Origin of the sequence: Kribbella sp. NPDC023855, from assembly GCF_040639475.1 — a bacterium.
In the GTDB taxonomy this organism is placed as follows: Bacteria; Actinomycetota; Actinomycetes; order Propionibacteriales; family Kribbellaceae; genus Kribbella.
On record NZ_JBFAAA010000012.1, the window covers coordinates 157,812 to 177,456 of the forward strand.

General features: G+C 68.1%; 19 protein-coding genes and 1 tRNA gene. 14 read left to right on the top strand and 6 right to left on the bottom strand.

Annotated elements, in window-relative coordinates; all coding sequences use genetic code 11:
• Nucleotides 1-67: 67 nt before the first annotated feature.
• Nucleotides 68-535, bottom strand: coding sequence for a DUF1203 domain-containing protein (locus AB0F51_RS32310; RefSeq protein WP_360285953.1), 468 nt, complete (start codon nucleotides 533-535; stop codon nucleotides 68-70).
• A 98-nt stretch (nucleotides 536-633) separates the two neighbouring features.
• On the opposite strand from AB0F51_RS32310, the gene AB0F51_RS32315 reads away from it, so the two are divergent.
• Nucleotides 634-3,177: a penicillin acylase family protein gene (locus tag AB0F51_RS32315; RefSeq protein ID WP_360285954.1), complete on the top strand. Its 2,544-nt coding sequence runs from the start codon at nucleotides 634-636 to the stop codon at nucleotides 3,175-3,177.
• A gap of 47 nt (nucleotides 3,178-3,224) precedes the next feature.
• Here the strand turns inward: AB0F51_RS32315 and AB0F51_RS32320 are convergent, their stop codons facing one another.
• Nucleotides 3,225-4,298 (bottom strand): serine hydrolase domain-containing protein, encoded by a 1,074-nt coding sequence (locus tag AB0F51_RS32320; RefSeq protein ID WP_360285955.1) that lies wholly within the window; start codon nucleotides 4,296-4,298, stop codon nucleotides 3,225-3,227.
• A gap of 25 nt (nucleotides 4,299-4,323) precedes the next feature.
• Nucleotides 4,324-4,881, bottom strand: coding sequence for a 5-formyltetrahydrofolate cyclo-ligase (locus AB0F51_RS32325; RefSeq protein WP_360285957.1), 558 nt, complete (start codon nucleotides 4,879-4,881; stop codon nucleotides 4,324-4,326).
• 125 nt (nucleotides 4,882-5,006) lie between these two features.
• Between AB0F51_RS32325 and AB0F51_RS32330 the strand changes: the two genes are divergently transcribed.
• Both AB0F51_RS32330 and AB0F51_RS32335 read left to right on the top strand, forming a co-directional pair.
• Nucleotides 5,007-6,395: a UTP--glucose-1-phosphate uridylyltransferase gene (locus tag AB0F51_RS32330; protein WP_360285959.1), complete on the top strand. Its 1,389-nt coding sequence runs from the start codon at nucleotides 5,007-5,009 to the stop codon at nucleotides 6,393-6,395.
• On the top strand, nucleotides 6,388-6,858 hold the full coding sequence (locus AB0F51_RS32335) for a GNAT family N-acetyltransferase (RefSeq protein WP_360285960.1): 471 nt from the start codon (nucleotides 6,388-6,390) through the stop codon (nucleotides 6,856-6,858). Before AB0F51_RS32330 ends, AB0F51_RS32335 begins: the two co-directional genes overlap by 8 nt.
• Here the strand turns inward: AB0F51_RS32335 and AB0F51_RS32340 are convergent.
• Nucleotides 6,818-7,888 carry an ArsR family transcriptional regulator gene (locus AB0F51_RS32340; protein ID WP_360285962.1) on the bottom strand — a complete coding sequence of 357 codons (1,071 nt, stop codon included), beginning with the start codon at nucleotides 7,886-7,888 and terminating at the stop codon, nucleotides 6,818-6,820. The genes AB0F51_RS32335 and AB0F51_RS32340 overlap by 41 nt on opposite strands.
• 110 nt (nucleotides 7,889-7,998) lie before the next feature.
• Here AB0F51_RS32340 and AB0F51_RS32345 point away from each other — a divergent pair, with 110 nt between their 5' ends.
• The 7 genes from AB0F51_RS32345 to AB0F51_RS32375 all read left to right on the top strand — a co-directional run bounded on the left by AB0F51_RS32345 (nucleotide 7,999) and on the right by AB0F51_RS32375 (nucleotide 13,480).
• Nucleotides 7,999-9,399 carry an alpha/beta fold hydrolase gene (locus tag AB0F51_RS32345; protein WP_360285963.1) on the top strand — a complete coding sequence of 467 codons (1,401 nt, stop codon included), beginning with the start codon at nucleotides 7,999-8,001 and terminating at the stop codon, nucleotides 9,397-9,399.
• A 55-nt stretch (nucleotides 9,400-9,454) separates the two neighbouring features.
• Nucleotides 9,455-10,681, top strand: a complete 1,227-nt coding sequence (glp, locus tag AB0F51_RS32350; protein ID WP_360285965.1) for a gephyrin-like molybdotransferase Glp — start codon at nucleotides 9,455-9,457, stop codon at nucleotides 10,679-10,681.
• The gene (moaC, locus tag AB0F51_RS32355; protein WP_360285967.1) at nucleotides 10,678-11,160 is read left to right on the top strand and encodes a cyclic pyranopterin monophosphate synthase MoaC; all 483 of its coding nucleotides are present in this window, start codon (nucleotides 10,678-10,680) and stop codon (nucleotides 11,158-11,160) included. Before glp ends, moaC begins: the two co-directional genes overlap by 4 nt.
• Nucleotides 11,157-11,645, top strand: a complete 489-nt coding sequence (locus AB0F51_RS32360) for a MogA/MoaB family molybdenum cofactor biosynthesis protein (protein WP_360285968.1) — start codon at nucleotides 11,157-11,159, stop codon at nucleotides 11,643-11,645. The genes moaC and AB0F51_RS32360 overlap by 4 nt, the downstream gene beginning before the upstream one ends.
• Nucleotides 11,645-12,256, top strand: a complete 612-nt coding sequence (locus AB0F51_RS32365) for a GNAT family protein (protein WP_360285969.1) — start codon at nucleotides 11,645-11,647, stop codon at nucleotides 12,254-12,256. The genes AB0F51_RS32360 and AB0F51_RS32365 overlap by 1 nt, the downstream gene beginning before the upstream one ends.
• 99 nt (nucleotides 12,257-12,355) lie before the next feature.
• Nucleotides 12,356-13,192, top strand: a complete 837-nt coding sequence (locus tag AB0F51_RS32370; protein ID WP_360285970.1) for a hypothetical protein — start codon at nucleotides 12,356-12,358, stop codon at nucleotides 13,190-13,192.
• A 215-nt stretch (nucleotides 13,193-13,407) separates the two neighbouring features.
• Nucleotides 13,408-13,480 (top strand) — tRNA-Ala (locus tag AB0F51_RS32375).
• Between the two features lie 421 nt (nucleotides 13,481-13,901).
• Here the strand turns inward: AB0F51_RS32375 and AB0F51_RS32380 are convergent.
• The gene (locus tag AB0F51_RS32380; protein ID WP_360285971.1) at nucleotides 13,902-14,702 is read right to left on the bottom strand and encodes an endonuclease/exonuclease/phosphatase family protein; all 801 of its coding nucleotides are present in this window, start codon (nucleotides 14,700-14,702) and stop codon (nucleotides 13,902-13,904) included.
• Between the two features lie 175 nt (nucleotides 14,703-14,877).
• Here AB0F51_RS32380 and AB0F51_RS32385 point away from each other — a divergent pair, with 175 nt between their 5' ends.
• From AB0F51_RS32385 to AB0F51_RS32395, 3 genes are all read left to right on the top strand, one after another.
• Nucleotides 14,878-15,561, top strand: a complete 684-nt coding sequence (locus AB0F51_RS32385) for a hypothetical protein (RefSeq protein ID WP_360285973.1) — start codon at nucleotides 14,878-14,880, stop codon at nucleotides 15,559-15,561.
• 1,052 nt (nucleotides 15,562-16,613) lie between these two features.
• On the top strand, nucleotides 16,614-16,826 hold the full coding sequence (locus AB0F51_RS32390) for a hypothetical protein (RefSeq protein WP_360285974.1): 213 nt from the start codon (nucleotides 16,614-16,616) through the stop codon (nucleotides 16,824-16,826).
• Between the two features lie 160 nt (nucleotides 16,827-16,986).
• Nucleotides 16,987-17,982, top strand: coding sequence for a LuxR C-terminal-related transcriptional regulator (locus AB0F51_RS32395; RefSeq protein ID WP_360285976.1), 996 nt, complete (start codon nucleotides 16,987-16,989; stop codon nucleotides 17,980-17,982).
• A gap of 1 nt (nucleotide 17,983) precedes the next feature.
• Here AB0F51_RS32395 and AB0F51_RS32400 read toward each other — a convergent pair whose 3' ends face one another.
• Nucleotides 17,984-18,787: an alpha/beta hydrolase gene (locus tag AB0F51_RS32400; protein ID WP_360285978.1), complete on the bottom strand. Its 804-nt coding sequence runs from the start codon at nucleotides 18,785-18,787 to the stop codon at nucleotides 17,984-17,986.
• Nucleotides 18,788-18,855: 68 nt separating this feature from the next.
• Between AB0F51_RS32400 and AB0F51_RS32405 the strand changes: the two genes are divergently transcribed.
• Nucleotides 18,856-19,617, top strand: coding sequence for a TetR/AcrR family transcriptional regulator C-terminal domain-containing protein (locus AB0F51_RS32405; RefSeq protein WP_360285979.1), 762 nt, complete (start codon nucleotides 18,856-18,858; stop codon nucleotides 19,615-19,617).
• Nucleotides 19,618-19,645 lie beyond the last annotated feature (28 nt).

Genomic DNA, 19,645 nt, shown 5'->3' on the forward strand with positions numbered 1-19,645 from the left:
CTCCTCGACTGCTAATAATGCGCCACGGGCCCGAAGTATTCCAACTCCGGGCCCCGAGCCGGCCGGTCTAGGCCGCTTTCCGCCGGACCGAGAAGTTCCAGCAGCCGGCGATCACGTTGCGGACGTGGACCAGCGCGACGGCAGGGTCGTCGAAGAGCCGTTTGAGCTCTCCTTCGCTCTCACCAGGCTCGGCCAGCACCCCGTCCAGCATCTGCCCGGCAGCGTCGTACGGGCGCAGTACGGCCCGACGGTCGGTGAAGTCGGCGGGGAAGGACGAGCCGGTGAAGCCCGGGCACGCCTCGCGGTGGACGAAGACCGGCCCGGTCTCGGCGTACGGGCCGCCCAGCTCTGAGGGACGGTAGGAGATGAGGGCGATCTGCTCGCCGCCACGGGACAGCCTCAGGCAGCAGCGCAAGGGTGCGCCGGCTCCGGAGGTCATGGCGACCAGCGGGTTGCCGTGGTCGTCGTGGCCGTTGCAGCGGATCCGGTCCAGGTCGCCGGCCGGGACCGGGACGAACTCAAGCTCGGTGATCATGCCTGTGGAACGCGAACGGTGCCGATTATGTGAGTGGTTGTCCACAGTCCAGGGGAGCGGCATTTGGGGTGGGCGGCCGCATTCTCTAAGTTTGGTCCGTGCGTCGCCTGCTGCGAGTCATCATTGTGTCCGGAATCGCGATCGCCACCTTGCTTCTGGTGGTGGCCGGGACCGGCATCTTCGTCGTCCGCCATTCCTTCCCTAGCTACGACGGGACGGTCGAACTGACCGGTCTGGACGCGGACGTGGAGGTGGTCCGCGACGGCAATGGCATCCCGCAGATCTACGCCGACAAGCCGGGTGATCTGTTCGCTGCGCAGGGGTACGTGCACGCTCAGGACCGCTTCTTCGAGATGGACTTCCGCCGTCACGTCACCTCCGGCCGGCTGGCCGAGCTGTTCGGCAAGGACGCGCTGGAGACCGACAAGTTCGTCCGCACGCTGGGCTGGCGCCGGGTCGCGGAGAAGGAGCTCGGCCTGCTCACACCGGCCACCCGGCAGTACCTCGACGACTACGCCCGCGGCGTCAACGCCTACCTGGCCACGCACGCGGGCTCCGGCCTCAGCCTCGAGTACGCCGTACTGTCGCTGAAGAAGCTCAATGGGCCGGACTACCGTCCCGAGCCGTGGACAGCGGCCGACTCGCTTGCCTGGCTGAAGGCGATGGCGTGGGATCTCGGCGGCAACATGAACGACGAGATCGCCCGGACCAAGCTCGCGGCGAAGTATCCGGCCACCAATATCGAGAGCCTCTACCCGCCCTACCCGTATGACCGCAACGAGCCGATCGTCCCGACCGCCGCGATGACCAAGGGCGGCACGTTCACCACCGCCCCGGTCGACTCCGAGGCGCGGCGCGCGATGCTGACTACGGATCTGCTCAAGTCGCTCGACAGCGTCGACAAGGTGGCGAAGGGACTGCCGCAGCTGCTCGGCCGCGGCGACGGGATCGGCTCGAACTCCTGGGTCGTGTCCGGTGAACACACCACGACCGGCAAGCCGCTGCTGGCCAACGACCCGCACCTCGGCGCCACGATGCCGGGGATCTGGACCCAGGTCGGCCTGCACTGCAACAACGTCGGCACCCGCTGCCCGTACGACGTGTCCGGCTTCAGCTTCTCCGGCCTGCCCGGTGTGGTGATCGGCCACAACGGCGCGATCTCCTGGGGGTTCACCAACCTCGACCCGGACGTGATGGACCTCTACCTGGAGAAGTTCAGCGGCCCGGACGCCGTCGTCTTCGACAACAAGATCCGCCCGCTGGTCAAGCGCGAGGAGAAGTTCAAGGTCGCCGGCCAGGACGAGGAGGAGACGATCGTCGTCCGGGAGTCCCGGCACGGCCCGATCGTCTCCGACATCTCCGACGACGCGCGCGACGCCGGCAAGCTGGCGGGCGAACGGCTGAAGAACCCCGAGGCGTACGGCATCGCCCTGCAGTGGACCGCCCTGACCCCGGGCAAGACCGCCGACGCGCTGTTCGCGATCAACCGGGCGCAGGACTGGAAGGCCTTCCGGGCCGCCGCCGCCCAGTTCGAGGTGCCGTCGCAGAACCTCGTGTACGCCGACCGCGAGGGCCACATCGGTTATCAGGCGCCCGGCCAGGTGCCGATCCGCAACCGCGGTAATGGCGACTGGCCGGCCCCAGGCTGGGACTCGCGCTACCGCTGGACGGGCTACATCCCCTTCGAGGCGATGCCTACCGAGGCCGACCCGGACGACGGCATCATCGTGACGGCGAACCAGGCGGTTGTGCCGAAGACCTACCCGTTCCACCTGACCGACAACTGGGACTACGGCTACCGGTCACAGCAGATCCTCGAGCGGATCCGCGCCGCGGGCAAGCTGGACGCGAACGCGATGGCCTCGATCCAGCTCGACACCAAGAACCGCAACGCCGAGGCGATCGTCCCGTACCTGCTGCACGTCCAGATCAACGACGAGTTCGACCGGCAGGGCCAGGACACGCTGCGGAACTGGGACTTCACCCAGCCGGCCGACTCCGCGCCGGCGGCGTACTTCAACGTGGTCTGGCGCAACCTGCTCGAGCTCACCTTCCACGACCAGCTGCCGAAGGAGACCTGGCCGGACGGCGGGTCGCGCTGGTTCGAGGTGATGCGGAAGTTGGTCACGCAGCCGAACAGCACGTGGTGGGACAACCTCGGTACCACCCAGCGGGAAAGTCGCGACGACATCCTCCGCGAGGCGCTCGTCAACGCCCGCGCGGAGATCACCACCAAGATGGCCCGCGACCCCTCCGGCTGGCAGTGGGGCCGATTGCACAAGCTGACGCTGACCAACCAGACACTCGGCAAGTCGGGGATCGGCGTGGTGGACAAGCTGTTCAACCGCGGCCCGTACGAGCTGGGTGGCGGGTCCTCACTGGTCAACGCGACCGCGTGGGACGCGTCGGAGGGGTACGCGGTGACCGCGACGCCGTCGATGCGGATGGTGGTCGACCTGGCCGACTTCGACAAGTCGCGCTGGATCAACCTGACCGGTGTCTCCGGCCACGCGTTCATGTCGAACTACACCGACCAGACGAAACTGTGGGTGCGCGGCGAGACGCTGCCGTGGGCGTTCACCCGCGGCGCGGTCGAGGCGAACCGCAAACACACCCTCACCTTCACCAAACCCGAGAACTAGCCAAACCGTTCACCAGTTCGAGCCGGCCGGGCCGGGGGCGCAGCTGGTTAGAAGGCGGCTTCGAAGGCCGAGAAGAGTTCGGGCGGCCAGGTCCAGATGGCTCGTTGGGTCAGCAGCAGTACGACGGTCCGCTGGTCCGGCGCGGTCGACCACAGCGTGCCGAGCCCACCGGCCCAGCCGTAGCGCCCGCCACCGACCGACACCCCGAAACCCCAGCCGGCGTCGGGTCCGAGGAAGCCAACCGCCGCCGCTCGCTGCTCCGCGGTCAGCTGGTCCGTGGTCATCTGCCGCACAGACTCGGCCGAGAGAATTCCGTTGCCCCCAGCAAGCATCATCTGGGCGAACGCGTGGAAGTCGTCCACGGTCGAGATCAACCCGCCGGCCCCGTCAGGAAACGACGGCGGAGTCAGCCACTGGCTGGAACCAGCGCTGTCGAACTCCTCCTCGCCCACGTACACCGTAGTCAGCCGGCCAGAATCCCCAGCCGTAAACCCCGTGTCCGCCATCCCCAGCGGCTCGAAGATCCGCTCGCGCAACACTGACTCGAGCGACTGACCCGTCGCCCGCGCGATCAGTACTCCGAGCACCTGCGAGCCCGTCCCATACATCCACTGCTCACCCGGCTGGTACTGCAACGGCAGCGTCCCGAGCCGCCTCATCCACTCATCGGGTTCCAGCGGCGGCCGCGGCTTCGGCGGACCGAAGGTATGTAGTTCGAGTTCTTCTTCGCGGGCACGAATCGCCGGGTTGTCCGACTCGCCGAGCCCCATTCGGAACGTCAGCAGGTCCCGCACCGTGATCGCCCGCGAGGCCGGCACCGTGTCGTCGAGCGGTCCGTCGGGACGACGCAGTACGCGTGGCGACGCAAGCTCCGGAAGCAGATCGCCGACCGGACCATCGAGCGTCAGGTGCCCCGACTCCACCAGGCTCATCGTCGCCGCGGCGACGATCGGTTTCGAGAAGGACGCCACCCGGAACAAGCTGTCCCGCTGCATCGGTGCGCCACCGAAGGCGAGGCTGCCGACCACGTCCACCCGCGTCTCGCCGTCGCGGCTCACCAGGGCGACGGCACCCGCCAGCGCACCGCTCTCAACGGACGAGGTCAGCTGATCGAGCATCATCGAGACATCCTTGCAGGGCCGGAGGCTAAGGCAATGGGACCAGCCGGGTCGGGGTGAGGGCAGCGTGGACCGGCTGGTCGTGCGGGTCGGACGGGAGCGTGTCGACGATCTCGGAGTCATGGACGACGGCCCAGACCGGAGTACCGGGGGTGACTCGGGCGAGGGCCCGGTCGTACGAACCGCCGCCGCGCCCGAGTCGTACGCCGTGACGGTCGACCGCCAGCGCAGGGCAGATCACCAGTTCCGCAGTACCGATGGCGTCGGCTCCCAGGTCGACGGGTGGTTCCGAGAGGCCGAGTCGTCCGGGGACCAGGTCGGCTGCTCCTGGCGCGATACCCCAGCCGAGGTCGTTGTCGGCGTACAGGATCGGCAGGAGGACCTCATGGCCGGAGGCGAGCAGCCAGTCGATCAGCGGACCGGTCTGCGGCTCGGTGCCCATCGAGATGTACAGCGCGACTCGCCGAGCGGCCAGTACGTCGGCCTGCTCTCGGGCGACAGCCAGCAGCCCCGGACCGGACGGGACGGTCATCCGTTGCCGGGCGGCCAACAACTCCTGGCGGATCGCCGCCTTCGGGGAGAACACAGCGTGAGCCTAGTCCCCGGGGTTGAGCCTTCCGGCGAGGCGGGAGCCCCCGGAGCGTGCGTTTCCTGCGACGCGGAGTGACGTAGTTAACGTCGCCGCGTGACAGGGCGCACTAGGGTTGGGACATGAGTGAGGCAGGACTTCAGCAGGCACAGGAGAAGATGCGCGCGGCCGGTGCGGCCGAGGTGGCGATCAAGGTCTTCTCGCACTACTACCGATTGCTCGAGTCGGGTCAGCAGGGCACGATCCGGGAGGACGACCTCGAGCCGGTGGGTGAACTGCCCCACCTGGACAACCTCGACCCCGACCAGGAGTCGCGGCGGGCCGCCCTCGCCGAGACCGTGGTGATCAAGCTCAACGGCGGCCTCGGCACGTCGATGGGCGTGACCGGGCCGAAGTCGGCGCTGCCGGTCAAGAACGGGCTGAGCTTCCTCGACATCATCGCCCGGCAGATCCTGGCCACCCGCAAGGCGTACGACGTACCGCTGCCGCTGGTGCTGATGAACTCCTTCCGCACCAAGGAGCAGTCGCGGGCGATCCTCAGCCAGTACTCCGGCCTGCCGGTCGACGGTGTCCCGCTCGACTTCCAGCAGAACATGGAGCCCAAGCTCCTCGCCGACGACCTGACCCCGGCCGAGTGGCCCGACGACCCGGAGCTGGCCTGGTGCCCGCCCGGTCACGGTGACCTGTTCACCGCGCTGGTTGCCTCGGGCACCCTCGACGCGCTCCGGGAGAAGGGTTTCCGGCACGCGTTCGTGTCCAATGCCGACAACCTCGGCGCCACCCCGGACGGCCGGATCGCCGCCTGGATGGCCGAGCACGACGTCCCGTTCGGGATGGAGGTCTGCCGCCGGACCAGGTCGGACCGCAAGGGCGGCCACGTCGCCGTCCGGAAGTCCGACGGGCGGCTGATCCTGCGCGACAGCGCCCAGGTGCACGCCGACGACACGCAGTACTTCCAGGACATCACCCGGCACCGGACGTTCAACACGAACAACCTGTGGATCGACCTAGACCGGCTCGCCGAACTGATGGCCGGCCACGACGGCATCCTCGGGCTGCCGATCATCGTCAACCGCAAGACCGTCGACCCGGCCGACTCCTCCTCGCCGAAGGTGATCCAGCTGGAGACCGCGATGGGAACGGCGATCGAGACCTTCGAGGGCTCGCAGGCGGTGGTCGTCGACCGGAGCCGGTTCAAGCCGGTCAAGACGACCAACGACCTGCTGGTACTGCGCTCGGACGTGTACGAACTGGACGAGGCGGGCGACCTGACCACCGCGCACGAGGGCGACGAGCCGTACGTCGACCTGGATCCGGACTACTTCAAGATCCTGGCCGACTTCGAGGCCCGGTTCCCGGCCGGCCCGCCGTCACTGGTCCGGGCCGACCGGCTCGAGGTCCGCGGTGACGTTGCCTTCGGCAAGGACGTGGTGGTGCTCGGCGAGGTCGAGGTGACGGCACCGGCCGGGGAACGGCTGGAGATTCCCGACGGGACCGAGCTCCGTGGATGATGTCTGGATCCGGCCGATGGAGCCGTACGACACGGACGAGGCCGCAGCGGTTTGGTGGCGCTCCCGGCATGCTGAGGGTTCGCAGGTGCCACCGGCCGTCCACACTGAGGAACAGGTCCGCGGCTGGTTCGCCGAGGTGCTGCTACCGGACGGGCAGAGCTGGGTAGCGATGGACGACGGGCGGATCGTCGCCGTACTGACGCTGGACGGCGACGACCTCGACCAGCTGTACGTCGACCCGGACGTGGCAGGCCAGGGCATCGGCTCGACCCTGGTCGACCTCGCGAAGGACCTGCGACCCGGTGGACTCGCCTTGTGGACGTTCCAGAGCAACACCCGGGCACAGGAGTTCTACCGGCGGCACGGGTTCACGGAGGTACGGCGTACTGATGGTGCTGCCAATGAGGAGCATGAGCCGGACGTCAGGATGGTGTGGGGCGCGCATCCCGAAGCGGCATCGTGAGTTGCTCTGCTGCTTGGGTCCTGGCGTAGTAGACCTCGCGGCCGAGTCGGCGGCGTTCCACCAGGCCACTGCTGTGCAGGCGTCCTAGGTGATAGGACACGGTGGCTTTGGACAGGCCGAGACGCGCAGCAAGGCTGTGTCCCGGCTGCGGGACCTCCAACGCGGCTATGAGGCGATGGCGAGTGCCTAGGCCGTCCGCCAGCGGCTCCTCGGGAGCGTCGGCTGTTGCGTGAGGTCCGATGACGGCGGCGCGGCCTCGGCACGGGTAGCCGATCAACAGGTCGCCGCCGGAGATGATGATCGCCCGGCCGCGGTCGAGCAGTACCGAGGGCGCCAGCACTATGCGGCGGCCGGTGCGCGTCAGGTCGAGTTCTAGCGGAGAGTCGAGCTGTGCGCTCTGGCCGTCCCAGTCTTCGCCGTCGACGAGTTCGACGGCCGCAGAGGACATACCGGTCGTCTTCACGAGTTGCAGCCGGTGCATGACGTCGGTCTCGGTCACTGACCGGATTACTGGCCAGGTGGGCGCAAGGAGAACCTGCCACGCTTCAGCCAAAGCCTGCTGAACAGCATCCAGTAGCGGCGCGCTGTTGCCCGCCCAAGCCGTTTCGACCAGCGCTGTCGGCTCCTTCCGCCACTTGTCCGCTACAGCCGGTACTACGCCCAGGTTGCGGGCGAAGTGTTCGTTGACCGGCCCTAGTCGGTAGGTCAGGCGTAAGTGGGCGCGCAGGTCGTCAAGCGGCGTGGCGGCGATGGCAGCGAGCTCGGCCTCGGGGGCCGGGCGGTACTGGTCGGTGAGCGGGATGAGGAAGTCCGGGACGGAGTGGGTCGCGGGGTCGATCAGGTCGAGCAGCAGTGCACGGCTGGCAGGCGCGACCCTCGACCAGCGCTGGGGGAGCCACGTCGGCGGCTGGTGAGGGCGCTGTCGGATCCACAGGACGGCTTCGACGACGTGCATCATCGGCGACACGGTGAACCGCAGGGTGGACAACTGATGGTCGTTGAGGCCGAGCCGGATCACCTTAGTCATCATCGCTGGTCACGGGGGCGGTCGCGAGAGTTCGAAAGTCTCGAATGGATGGCGGCCGGGGCCGTGGCCGGGGTGAGCTGTGCCACCAGCGCCCGACCGGTTTGGAGTCCACCATGCGCCGTACGCACTCCCTGTTGATGGCGACCACTCTGGTCGCTTGCCTTTTGCTTGGCGGGAGCACGGCGCAAGCCGGCAGTAGAGCGCAGGCCGGCAGCGAGGTTGAGGTTGGCGGTGCTGGGTGGAGCGGGCTCAGCCAGTGTGTGCAGCCTGAGCTGGCCGCCTACCTGTGTGGGGAGCTGACGGTCCGGCTGGATCGCAGAGACCCGCGGAGCAAGACCCTGGACCTGCCGGTGCTTGTGGCCGGCAATCCGCAGGCCAAGCGCACCATGCTGATGCTGACGGGCGGCCCTGGACAGCCGGGCCCTGTTCTAGCGCCGCGGGTCCTGCAGGCCTTCGAGGGGATCCGCAACGACTACCGCATCGTGATGCTGGACCAGCGGGGTACCGGCGCCAACGCGCTGAACTGTCCCGAGCTCCAGGCCGAGCGTGGCGGCACGGACCTCCGGGTGCCGACCAAGGCCGCAGTACTGGCGTGTGCTGCCACGCTGGGCGCCGACCGTGAGCACTACGCGACGACAGACTCCGTTGCCGACTTCGAAGAGCTGCGGCGAGCACTCAAGGTCGAGCAGTGGGCCGTCAACGGTGTCTCCTACGGCACCTACACCGCCCAGCGGTACGCCGCCGCGCACCGGTCGCGGGTCACCCACCTCGTGCTCGACTCGACAGTGCCCGTCCATTCCTTCCAGGCCGACCTGGCAGAGACCTTCGGCGAGTACGCCCGAGTACTACGCGACGTGTGCGCCGCGCCCGGCCGCAACTGCCCTGGCGACCCTGCCGCTGACCTGGCGTCCGTAGTATGGCAGAACCCGGCCCTCGGGCCGAAGCTGCTCGAGGTCATCACGATGATGGCCTACGCCGACCCGGCCCGATTCCTGTTCGCTCCGGAGGCGCTACATGCCGCGGCCGGCGGCGACAGCACCCGGCTGGAACAGCTCTTCGCGCTGGTCGACAGCTTCAGCGAAGCACCGGCATCGCAGTACAGCCAGGGAATTCAGGCGTCGACGCTCTGTCTCGACCTGGACTTCCCTTGGGGTGGTGCGCAGTCGCCTGAGCACACTAGGGCCCGCAAGGCCGACCGGGCCGTCAGCAAGCTGACACCTTCGCAGCTGTGGCCGTTCAACGCCGAGACGGCCCGGAGGAACGGCGAGATGGTGATGTGCGAGTACTGGCCCAGGGTCAAGGACCGTGAGGTTCACGGGCTCTCACTGCGAGGCGTCAACGCTCTGCTGCTGCACGGCGAGCGCGACCTGGGTACGCCGCTGATCTGGGCGCAGGAGGCACACCGGGACATCCCGGGGTCGCGGCTGGTCGTAGTACCGGATGGTGGTCACTCGCTGCAGGTCAGTGGGGCCGGCACCGTCCGGCAGACCGTCACGGAGTTCCTGCTGGGGTGATCCACAGGGGATGCGTGGTCGGGCGCCGTGACACCCAGCGACTAGAGTCGAGTGCGTGAGACGGAGTGTTGACGAGCATCTGGAAGCAGTACTCGGCAGGGTGAGTCCGCTGCCGCCATTCGAGCAGCCGCTGATGGAGGCACTCGGACTGGTGCTCTGTGAGGATGTTGTCTCGCCAGTGAGCCTCCCTGGCTTCGACAACTCCGCCATGGACGGGTACGCCGTACAGGCGGGTGACCTGGCCGGTGCTTCGCCGGAGAACCCGATCACCCTGCCAGTGGTCGGCGAGATCGCTGCCGGACGCAGTGAGCCGATCGTGGTGACTCCGGGGACGTGTGTGCGGATCATGACGGGCGCACCGATGCCCCGCGGCGCCGACAGCGTCGTACCGGTCGAGTGGACCGATGGGGGAGCCGCCACCGTACGGATCGCCAGGGAGCCGGCATTAGGAGCCTCCGTACGCCGCGCCGGCGAGGACCTGCAGGCCGGTGACAAGGTGATGGACCGTGACACGGTGCTGAGCCCGCGGCAGATCGCAGTACTGGCAGCAGTGGGCAGGGCCCGGGTGTCTGTGCGCCCGCGACCGCGAGTAGTGGTGGTCTCTACTGGTGCAGAGCTCCGCGAGCCGGGTACGCGGCTGGGAGACGGGCAGATCTACGACTCCAACAGCTACACGCTGGCAGCGGCCGCCAGGCAGGCCGGTGCTGTCGTGTACCGCGTGGGCATCGTGGACGACGACCCCAAGAAGATCATGGACACGCTGTCGGACCAGCTGGTCCGAGCCGACCTGGTGATCACCTCCGGCGGCGTCAGCAAGGGCGTGTACGACGTGGTCAAGGAGGTGCTGACCAAGCTCGGCACCATCGACTTCCCCGAGGTCGCCATGCAGCCGGGCAAGCCGCAGGGCTTCGGGGTGATGGGTGACGACGAGGTGCCGATCTTCACGCTGCCGGGCAACCCGGTCTCGGCGTACGTGTCGTTCGAGGTGTTCGTGCGGCCCGCGCTGCGCAAGCTGATGGGGGCGATGCCGTACCGGCGGCCGACGGTCCAGGGCGTCGTACTGGACGGCTTCTCGTCACCGGCCGGGCGGCGGCAGTTCGTCCGGGCAGCGGCCACCTCCGGCGACGAGGGCTGGATGGCCAGTACAGTCGGCGGGCACGGCTCGCACCTGCTCGGCGGGTTGAGCCGGTCGAACGCGCTGATCGTGGTGCCCGAGGACGTCACCGCCGTCCGGGCCGGCGACCACGCGGAGCTCTGGCTGCTGGACGAGGAGACCGGATGACCGAACCTGCCGGGGGGCTCACCCACGTGGACTCCACCGGCGCGGCCCGGATGGTCGACGTCTCGGAGAAGTCGGCCGGTGCCCGCCGAGCTGTTGCCTCAGGCAAGGTTTTTGTGTCGGCCGAGGTGGTGGCCGCGCTGCGCGGCGAGGGCGTACCGAAGGGTGACGCGCTGGCCGTCGCGCGGATCGCCGGGATCATGGGAGCGAAGCGAACGCCCGACCTCGTGCCGCTGTGTCACCCGATCGCCATCACTGGGGCCAAGGTCGAGCTAGAGGTGGCGGACGACGCGGTACTGATCACTGCCACCGTCAAGACCACCGACCGGACCGGTGTGGAGATGGAGGCGCTGACCGCTGTTGCCGTGGCCGGACTCACGGTCATCGACATGGTGAAGGCACTCGACCCGGCGGCGGTGCTGTCCGACGTACGGGTGGAGCTGAAAGAGGGCGGCAAGACCGGGCACTGGGAGCGGCCGTGAAGGCTCTGGTCGTCAGCATCTCGAACCGGGCTGCTGCTGGTGTCTACGAGGACACCACCGGACCGCTGATCGCGGAACGGCTCGCTACCTGGGGCTTCACCGTCGACGGGCCGCAGGTCGTGCCCGATGGGGCTCCTGTCGGCGAGGCGCTGGCTGCAGCGGTCTCCGCGTGGTACGACGTCGTGGTGACGACTGGTGGCACGGGGATCTCACCTACCGACGAGACGCCGGAGCAGACGCGAGCTGTGCTGGACAAGGAGATCCCCGGCATCGCTGAAGCCATCAGGGCTTACGGGATAGCGCAGGGCGTGCCTACTGCCGCTCTGTCACGAGGACTGGCCGGAGTAGCCGGCAAGACCGTCATCGTGAACCTTCCTGGCTCGCGTGGCGGTGTCAAGGACGGTCTGGTGGTGCTGGAGCCACTACTGCAGCACGCTGTCGATCAGGTACGCGGGGGAGACCACCCCCGGACGGACCAGGACTGATGGCCGTCGTCCACTGGCCCGTCGAACTCCAGCACGGGCAGGTAGGGCTCAGGCCGCTCAAGGCGTCCGACGGTCCCGAGTGGAGCGCAGCGCGCCAGCGGAACATCAACTGGCTTCGCCCCTGGGACGCGACCCAGCCGCCCGGCGCAGAAGACGGCGCCCGCACCTTCCGCGCAATGGCCCGCGACTGGAACCGCCAGGCCCGCTACGGCCGCATGCTCCCCTTCGTCATCACGTACGGCGGTACTGCGGCCGGCCGGGCCAAGCGGCCACTGGTCGGCCAGTTGACGGTGTCCGGAATCACCTACGGCTCAGCGCGTTGGGCGAACCTCGGGTACTGGGTCGACGAGCAGTACGCGGGCCGCGGCATCGTGCCGACGGCCGTCGCGCTGGCCGCCGACCACTGCTGGTTCACCCTCGGGCTGCACCGCCTCGAAGTCGCGATCCGCCCCGAGAACAAGGCAAGTCTGCGGGTGGTGGAGAAGCTCGGCTTTCGCTACGAAGGAGACCGGCCGCGGTTCCTGCACATCGACGGCGACTGGCGCGACCATCGCATCTTCGCCCTCAACGCCGAGGAAGTCGGGCCGGGTCTGGTAGCACGTCTGCCCTGATCACGCTGCGTGCTTATTCACACCAGTCACACGAGTCTTCTTGCGACACACCGGCTCACGTACCGGACCTGACCCGTCCGGGGTCTTAGCGTCGTCGTCATGGGGACGACAGGGCTGATCTATGTGGCGATCGTCGCCGCGTGGGCTGCCTACCTTGTCCCGATGCTGCTGAAGCGCAACGACGAGGCGAGTCAGCGCCGCTCGGCGGAGAAGTACTCGTCGTCGGCTGCCCGCGTGCTGTCGCGGCAGACCGACGTCCAGGCGCGCTCGCGCTACGTCGTACGACCCCCAGGCTCGGAAGTGTCCGCCGGCCCGGGCGGTGCCGACGAAGTCGTGTCGGATCCGTCGCCGCCGACGCGATACGTCCCCAACCGAGCCCGCCGGGTGGCCGCCATGCGCCGCCGGCGGGTGCTGTCGATCCTGACCCTTTCGCTGTTGTCGGTCACCGCACTCGCGAGCTTCGAGATGCTGGCGTGGTGGACCCTCGCAGTACCGGCGACGCTGATCGTGGCCTTCGTCGTACTGACTCGCGTGCAGCTTCGCCGTCAGGCGCGTGAGCGTGCTGCGCTGGCAGCCGAGCGCAGGGCTCGCGCCGAGGCTCACCACGACCGCGGCCCGGCCACTGCGCCGGTGCAGTCGCCGGACCACGAGATGACGATCGAGGTGACGCTCCCGGTCATCGAGGAGCCCGTCATCCAGACGAAGCCCGAGCCGCGCACCGACGGCCTGTGGGACCCGGTGCCGGTGACTTTGCCGACGTACGTGATGAAGGAGAAGGCCCCCGACCGGACGGTCCGCACGATCAGCCTGTCCGGCCCTGAGGTCTTCTCATCAGCCCGTACTGCGGACCCCGAGCCGCAGGCGGCCCCCGTAGTACCGGAGCCGGCCCCGGCCCCGGTCGAAGAGCCCGAAATCCGCCGCGCCGTCGGCGACTGACGACTTGTCCGACACCGCCTTCCAACAGCCCCGAGATTCCGTCTCGGGGCTGTTCTCATGACCGCTCAGGGCTGTTCTCATGACCGCGGCGAACCGCCCTCACCTCTCCGCGACCTCCTCGCGAGGCCTCTCGTGGGCCGACGCGAGATCCGGTTTCAGAGAGCGACCGATCGCGTGTTAGAGTTTCGCGGTCGCCAGGAACACGGCGGCAACCTGGGGCTGTGGCGCAGTTGGTAGCGCGCTTCGTTCGCAACGAAGAGGCCAGGGGTTCGAATCCCCTCAGCTCCACCCAGAAAGACAAAGCCGGTCCTCCCGCACGGGAGACCGGCTTTTTGCTTGTACTGCGCAAGTGCACCCCCCACGCGGCCTGCGCCACTCGCTCCTACGTCGCTCCTAGCTCCGGCCGCTCCCACCCACCCGTGTCTAGAGCCGCTCCTGCGTCGCGCGAACTGCCGCTCCTGCGTCGCGGTGGGTGCCCGGGTGCGGGTTGTCTTCTGCTGGAGGTCAAACCGCTCGGGTGGGGTGCCGTCGGCGGCGCGACGCGCTCTGGCGCCGGAAGGTGCTGTTCAGAGTGTCGAGATGGGTGTGAGCTGACAGCGGGTTGGTGGAGGACGTCGCATCGGAGGAGCCGAGCCGTCCGGTAGCGCGCTGGAGGGTCGGGGGCAAACCGTCGTGATGTTATGGCAACTGCTTCGGCGTCTATGGGGTGTTAGTGGTTGAGGCCAGGGAGGTCGAGGCGGGCCTGTAGGCCGATGTGGTCTGAGAGGTGGGTTGGGCCGGTTGGCAGGGTTTGCTTGTTGGTGAAGAGCAAGCCGGTGTCGTCTACCCGGATCGACTCGGTGGTGAGGATGAAGTCGATGCAGTGGGGGGTGCTGCCTGGGGGGAGGTATTCGGGGTGGAAGGTGGGTGGGCATTTTCCGTTGAAGGTGTCGCGTAGGCCGGTGCGGTGGTGAAGGTCGGGGTGGAGGGTGCTTTCTCGGGAGATGTTGAAGTCTCCGCAGACGACGGTTGGGGACGGGTCGGCTGTTACTGCTTTGGCTACGGCGGTTAGTTGGGTGTGTTGTAGGGGGCGGAAGCGGTTGTGTTCTGACCAGTCGCCGTCGGTGTTGGCTGTGGGGTGGATGTTGAGTACGCGGACGCCGGTGTCGGCCAGGTAGACGGTGAGGATGCCGCTTTGGAGGGCGTTGAGTCGGGATCGGGTGGGGAGGCCTGAGCGGCGTGGCGGGCGTGGTAGGCGGGTGAACGTCGTACTGGTCAGTGGGAGGCGCGACAGGGTGACGAGACCGCCTGCGGGGCCGGGGAGCGACTTGCGGTAGGCGAGGTGGGGGAAGGAGGGCATGCCTTTTCGGAGGTGTGCCAGGTGGCGGTACGTGAAGACCTCTTGCAGGCAGATCAGGTCGATGTCGCTGGTGTTGAGTTCGGACGCGATCGCGGCGAAGCGGTCGGCGATGCGGTTGCCTCGCAGAGGGAGGCCGCGGGTGTTGAACGTGGCGACAGTCAGCGGGGTCATCGTGGGCCGAGCGTACTCATCGAGAAGCGGTGACAGGTGGCCAAGAGGGGCCGGGTAGTGGGATCGTTTCGGGCTCTTGCTGGTGGGTTGGTACGGACGCATGCTCGGGTTGACGAGTACTTCGCTGGCCGGAGCGGGGTGCGTGCATCACCTCCGACCCACCGTGGGAGGCGGGATGGACGAGTCACGGGCGCTTCGGCGTACTGGCTGGGCGGGGTTGGCTTCGGTCGTGCTGCTGGTCGCTGGGGTGGTGCTGGGCTACCTGGTTGGCGTCGACGATCCGGGCATGTCGGACGCGGCCATCATCGAGAGGCTCAACGACGATGCGCGGCAGGCCGGTGCCGGCGTCGGGTTGCCCGTGCTCGCTGCTGGGGTTGCGCTGCTGCTCTGGTTTGCCGCCGGTTTGCGGCGAGTGCTGGATCGGCTGTCTGGGGGTGACCCGCTCGCGCACGTGGTCGTGCCGGCTGCAGCGCTGTTCGGCGGGCTGATCATCACCGGTGTCTCCCTGGATGTGGCGAGCGCGTTCGCGGCGTGGTCGGACGAGTTCACCGCCGACCCGGACACCGTTCGTGCGTTCGGCATGGCGGGGCAGGTCGTCGCGCTCACCGGGCTGATCGGTTGCGGTGTGCTGGTTGCTGTCACGACACGGATCGCTCAGCAGGCGGGTGCTCTGCCGAGGTGGGTGATCTGGTGGTCCTATGCGGTCGCTGTGCTGTGCCTGACCGGCTTCTGGAGTGGGGGTATGGCGTCCGTGGCATTTGGGCTGTGGCTCATCGGCGCCGCCATCGGAGTACTGCGGGTGGCGCGGCGGCCACCGGCGACGCAGGCCGTGCCGGCGGCCGGCGACGGAGTCGGGTGAGCATCTTCGGTGGCCCATGGGGACAGGCGGGGCGGGAGCGGCCTGGAGCTGGGAGCGGCGGTAGGAGCGAGCAGCGGTAGGAGCGAGCGCAGGGGCACCGGGCGACGGAGTCGGGTGAGCATCTCCGGTGGCCGTCGGGGAGGGGGAGCGCCCGAAGCTGGGAGCGACGGTACGCGCGAGCGGCGGGCGCGCGAGCGGGAGAGGGCGAGCCGCGGGGCGCGAACGGCGGGGGCCGCAAGCGACGGGGCGCGAGCGACGAAGGGCCAGCGACGGAGGGCCAGCCACGGAGGGCCAGCGACGGAGGGCCAGCGACGGAGGTGGGGAGCGACGGATGAGCGCGAGCGACGGAGAACCGAGCTGCCGAGGCGCGGGGGTGGCGTGGGGGCGTCTCATTCCTGGGGTGAGGGTAGTTGAGCGAAAGATCATTCGGTGGGGGATGGGCGGGTGGTGCGGAGAGTGACAGTCTTTGGTACAGGGGGAATGGAAGGGACCGTAGTTCGGGCGGTTGGGAGAGCTTGTCCTGGTGGGGGCACTGGGGGTGGGCGATCCGGGCGCTTGGAACGGGTCTCGGGTGCTGTGGGCGTGGGTGGTGGTGGACGGTGTGGCTGAGGAGTTGCAGGGCTCCAGGTTGGGGATGCGTTGAAGGTTGGTTGAGCTCAACCAGGTGGTGAGCTCAAACGGCCGGTCGCCGGATGTGATGGGGGCAGAACATCCGGCGGTCGCGCATCTGACAGTCGCGCAAGGTCGTCACCTCCCGCGTTCACCACGGCCGCCGGCCGCCCGCGGCGCGATGAACCTCACTTCTCGCGTTCGCGGCGGACCGGTCGGGTGAGCCGCGGGACGACCTGACGAGCTTCTCCGCACCGGCTGGGCCACGAGAGCCCGGCAACAGCCGCTCCGAAAACGTCGCGGCCGCGAGTTGAGGCGATGGTGCGGGCGGCGCGGCGCGGCGCCGCGACGAGCACTGGTGAATCTGATCCCGCCTCTCGGTCCGCTCCGCCGGGCGATCGCCCGGCCGTCGAGCGCTGGGCCGAGCTGGGTCGTCATCGGCCATGACCGGCGGACCACCCTGTCGCCGGCTGGTGCGCTCCTTCACCGGCCCGTGCATCCAGGTGGCCAAGTTCCTGGCCGGGGTGGCGCGCAAGATCGCCTCCGACCAACTCAAGGGCGAGGACGACGCGGAGCTGACGGCGTTGATTCGTCCGTGTGTCGATTCGGGCTTGATATCGGGCGACCCGGGTGGGTGGCAGCGCTTAGCATCGTGACCGGGTGCAGCAGGTGCGCTGGGTTCTGTGATCGGGCAAAGCCTTGGCAACCGTCCGTGACGGCGGGCATAGTCCTCGCTAGCAAGGGCCAAACCTGGGTACCTCACGGACTCGAGAACAAGCACTGACTACGGACAGCACTGAACTAGGCACAGGGAGAATGCGGCCGGTGGATTCGGACAGGCCTGCACCGTTGCGGGTGGACGCCGAGACGGCGATCATCCTGCGTGAGGCGTACCACAAGATCGAGTCGCTGTACCGCGGCGACCACTACGGGCTGTACGACTACGTCCGTGCGGTGGCCGCCAAGTTCACCACCGTCGACAGCTTCTTCGTCGGCTTCCTGCACGGCTCGAACCGGGTGCGTTACCCGTACGGTTACGACGGCGGCCGGTACGACGATCCGGCGACCCACATCTTCGGACCGAACGGTCAGACGGCCTGGCTGCTCAAACAGCGGCAGACCTACCGCTTCGCCTACGACAACGGGGCGGCCCTGCACGCGGGGGTGCCGACCGGTGACGTCACCAAGGAGTCCGCGGACGCGGTCACGGTGCCCATTTTCCGGCCGACGCAGAACGGGCCGGATCAGCTGTTCGGCATGCTGTCGATGCACAGCTACACCCCGAACACCTATGACGACAACGCGGTGCGCGCGTTCGAGTGGCTCTGCGGCCTGGTCGAACGGGTGCTCACCCGCGAGGACGAGGACAAGGACGCGTTGCGCCGGCTACCGGCCGGTGACGACAGCCCGAACCTGCTCACCTCCGATCACGTGATGGAGTACATCGGTCACCGGGTTGCCACCCTTCGCGAGATCGCCACCGAGGCGATGAACGAACCCGATGTGGCCAACTCGCCGGTCCGGGAGCACCTGAAACGGCTGATCCGCTCGACGGAGGAGATGCAGTCCGAGCTGATGGAGATGATGCTCGCCACCGACGAAGGGCCCGAGCGCCGGTTCGCGAGCCTGACGAAGGCGCAGCAGGGCGTGGCCGTGCTCCTGGTCGACGGGCTGGAGAACGACCAGCTCGCCGCCGAGCTCGGCATCAGCCTCAACACCGTCAAGACTCACCTCAGCGCCATCCTCAAGAAGTACGGCATGGTCAACCGCGCCCAGATCGCCGATGACGTCCGCAAGTACCTGATCCGCTGACTCAGACTCCCAGTTGCTCGGACAGCCATGGCTCGACCACTGGCAGGATCTGGACGGCCTGCATTGCCTGCATGTGGTCGAGACCGTCCAGCAGGTGAACCGTCCAGCCGAGGTCTTCGAGCACTGACTTGTTGGCGGCCACCGGGGTGGCGATGCTGACCAGAGTGTTGCCCCAGCGTTCGCCGTACTGGATGTTGTCGGCGCCGCCGACGATGCAGAGGCGGGGGATGGTGAGCTGGTTCTGTACTGCGTGGTCGTCGAATCCCTGCAGGGCTTGGTAGAGCGTGAGGAACTGCTTCGTCTGGTCTTTGCTCAAGGCAACTTCTGTGCTGTCCCAGTCGCCGGGCTCGACTACTTTGTCGCTCACCGGCTTGCCCGCCTCGGCATGGGTCGCCTCGGTGACCGCGAGCATGGCGTCGTACGGGCCATCGAGGGGTGGATAGCCGCCCATCACCAAGGCCGTCAGGCGGTTGGTGCGGATGGCGAGCTGCAGTCCGGCCATGCCTAGCCAGCTGTAGCCGTAGTACGCGAATGTCTCGGCGCCGGCAGCGTCCGCGACGGCCAGGAAGTCCTCGACCAGCCTGGCGGGTGTGAGGGTGTCGGGCAGGGGGTTGGCCTGGATGTGGCCCTCGTAGTCGAAGGCGATCACCCGGAAGCGCTTGCTGAAGCCCTCGACGAGGGTGTGTCCGAGGGCGGGATCCGCGCCCCAGGCACGGAGTTGCTCGGTCTCCGGGCCCTCGACCGGAGCGACCGGATTGACCGGGAGCAAGAGATTCGGGCCAGCGCCGTGCACTTCGAAGTCCATCACAAGAAACTCCTTACGATGTATAGTGTTCCCAGGAACGATAACACTTTACGGCGTAAGGAGTAAAAGTGACCGAGCTGATCGGCCAGGGTGATGCGGCGCGCACGCTCGCCCTCCTGTGGGGCAAGGTCGCCACGCCGAAGCGCGGGCCCCGGCACTCGATCGGCTCCGACGAAGTCATCGCCGCGGCGGTCCGGGTCGCCGACCGGCAAGGGCTCCCGGCAGTCACGATGCGGGCCGTGGGCAACGAACTTGGCCGGACCGCGATGTCGCTCTATACCTATGTCCTCAGTCGCGAAGTCATGGTGGACCTGATGTACGACAGCGTCCATGCGGAGTTCGCCGGGCCGCGTAACGTCAAGGACTGGCGCAAGGCGATCGCGAACTGGTGCACGAGGTTGCGCGATCTCTACCTTGCGCATCCCTGGCTGCTCGAGGTCTCATCCGCGAGACCGGTGCTCGGTCCGAAGGAGCAGGAGGTGCTCGAGTCCCTGCTGCGGGTCCTGGCCAAGGCAGGCCTGCCGCTGGAGGACCGTCCGGCGGCGACCAGCGCGTTGTTCAGCGTCGTACGCGGCGCGGCCAAGCAAGCGAGCGAGGCCAGGGCGGCGGTGACGGAGGAGGACGCCGAGTGGTGGGCTGAGCGTGCGCAGGCGCTCGCCGTGGCAGCTCCCGACTTCGCCGAACGGTTCCCGGAGTCCACCGCGATGGCAACCCAGCAACGCAAAGGAGGTCCACAACCGTGGATCCGCGCGGCCGACCAGGCCTTCACCGGCGCCGTCGCGCTCATCGTCGACGGTCTTGCCCAACGAGTCGAAGCGGCGACGGAATGACGAGTCGAGACGGCCTGGCCCAACGAGT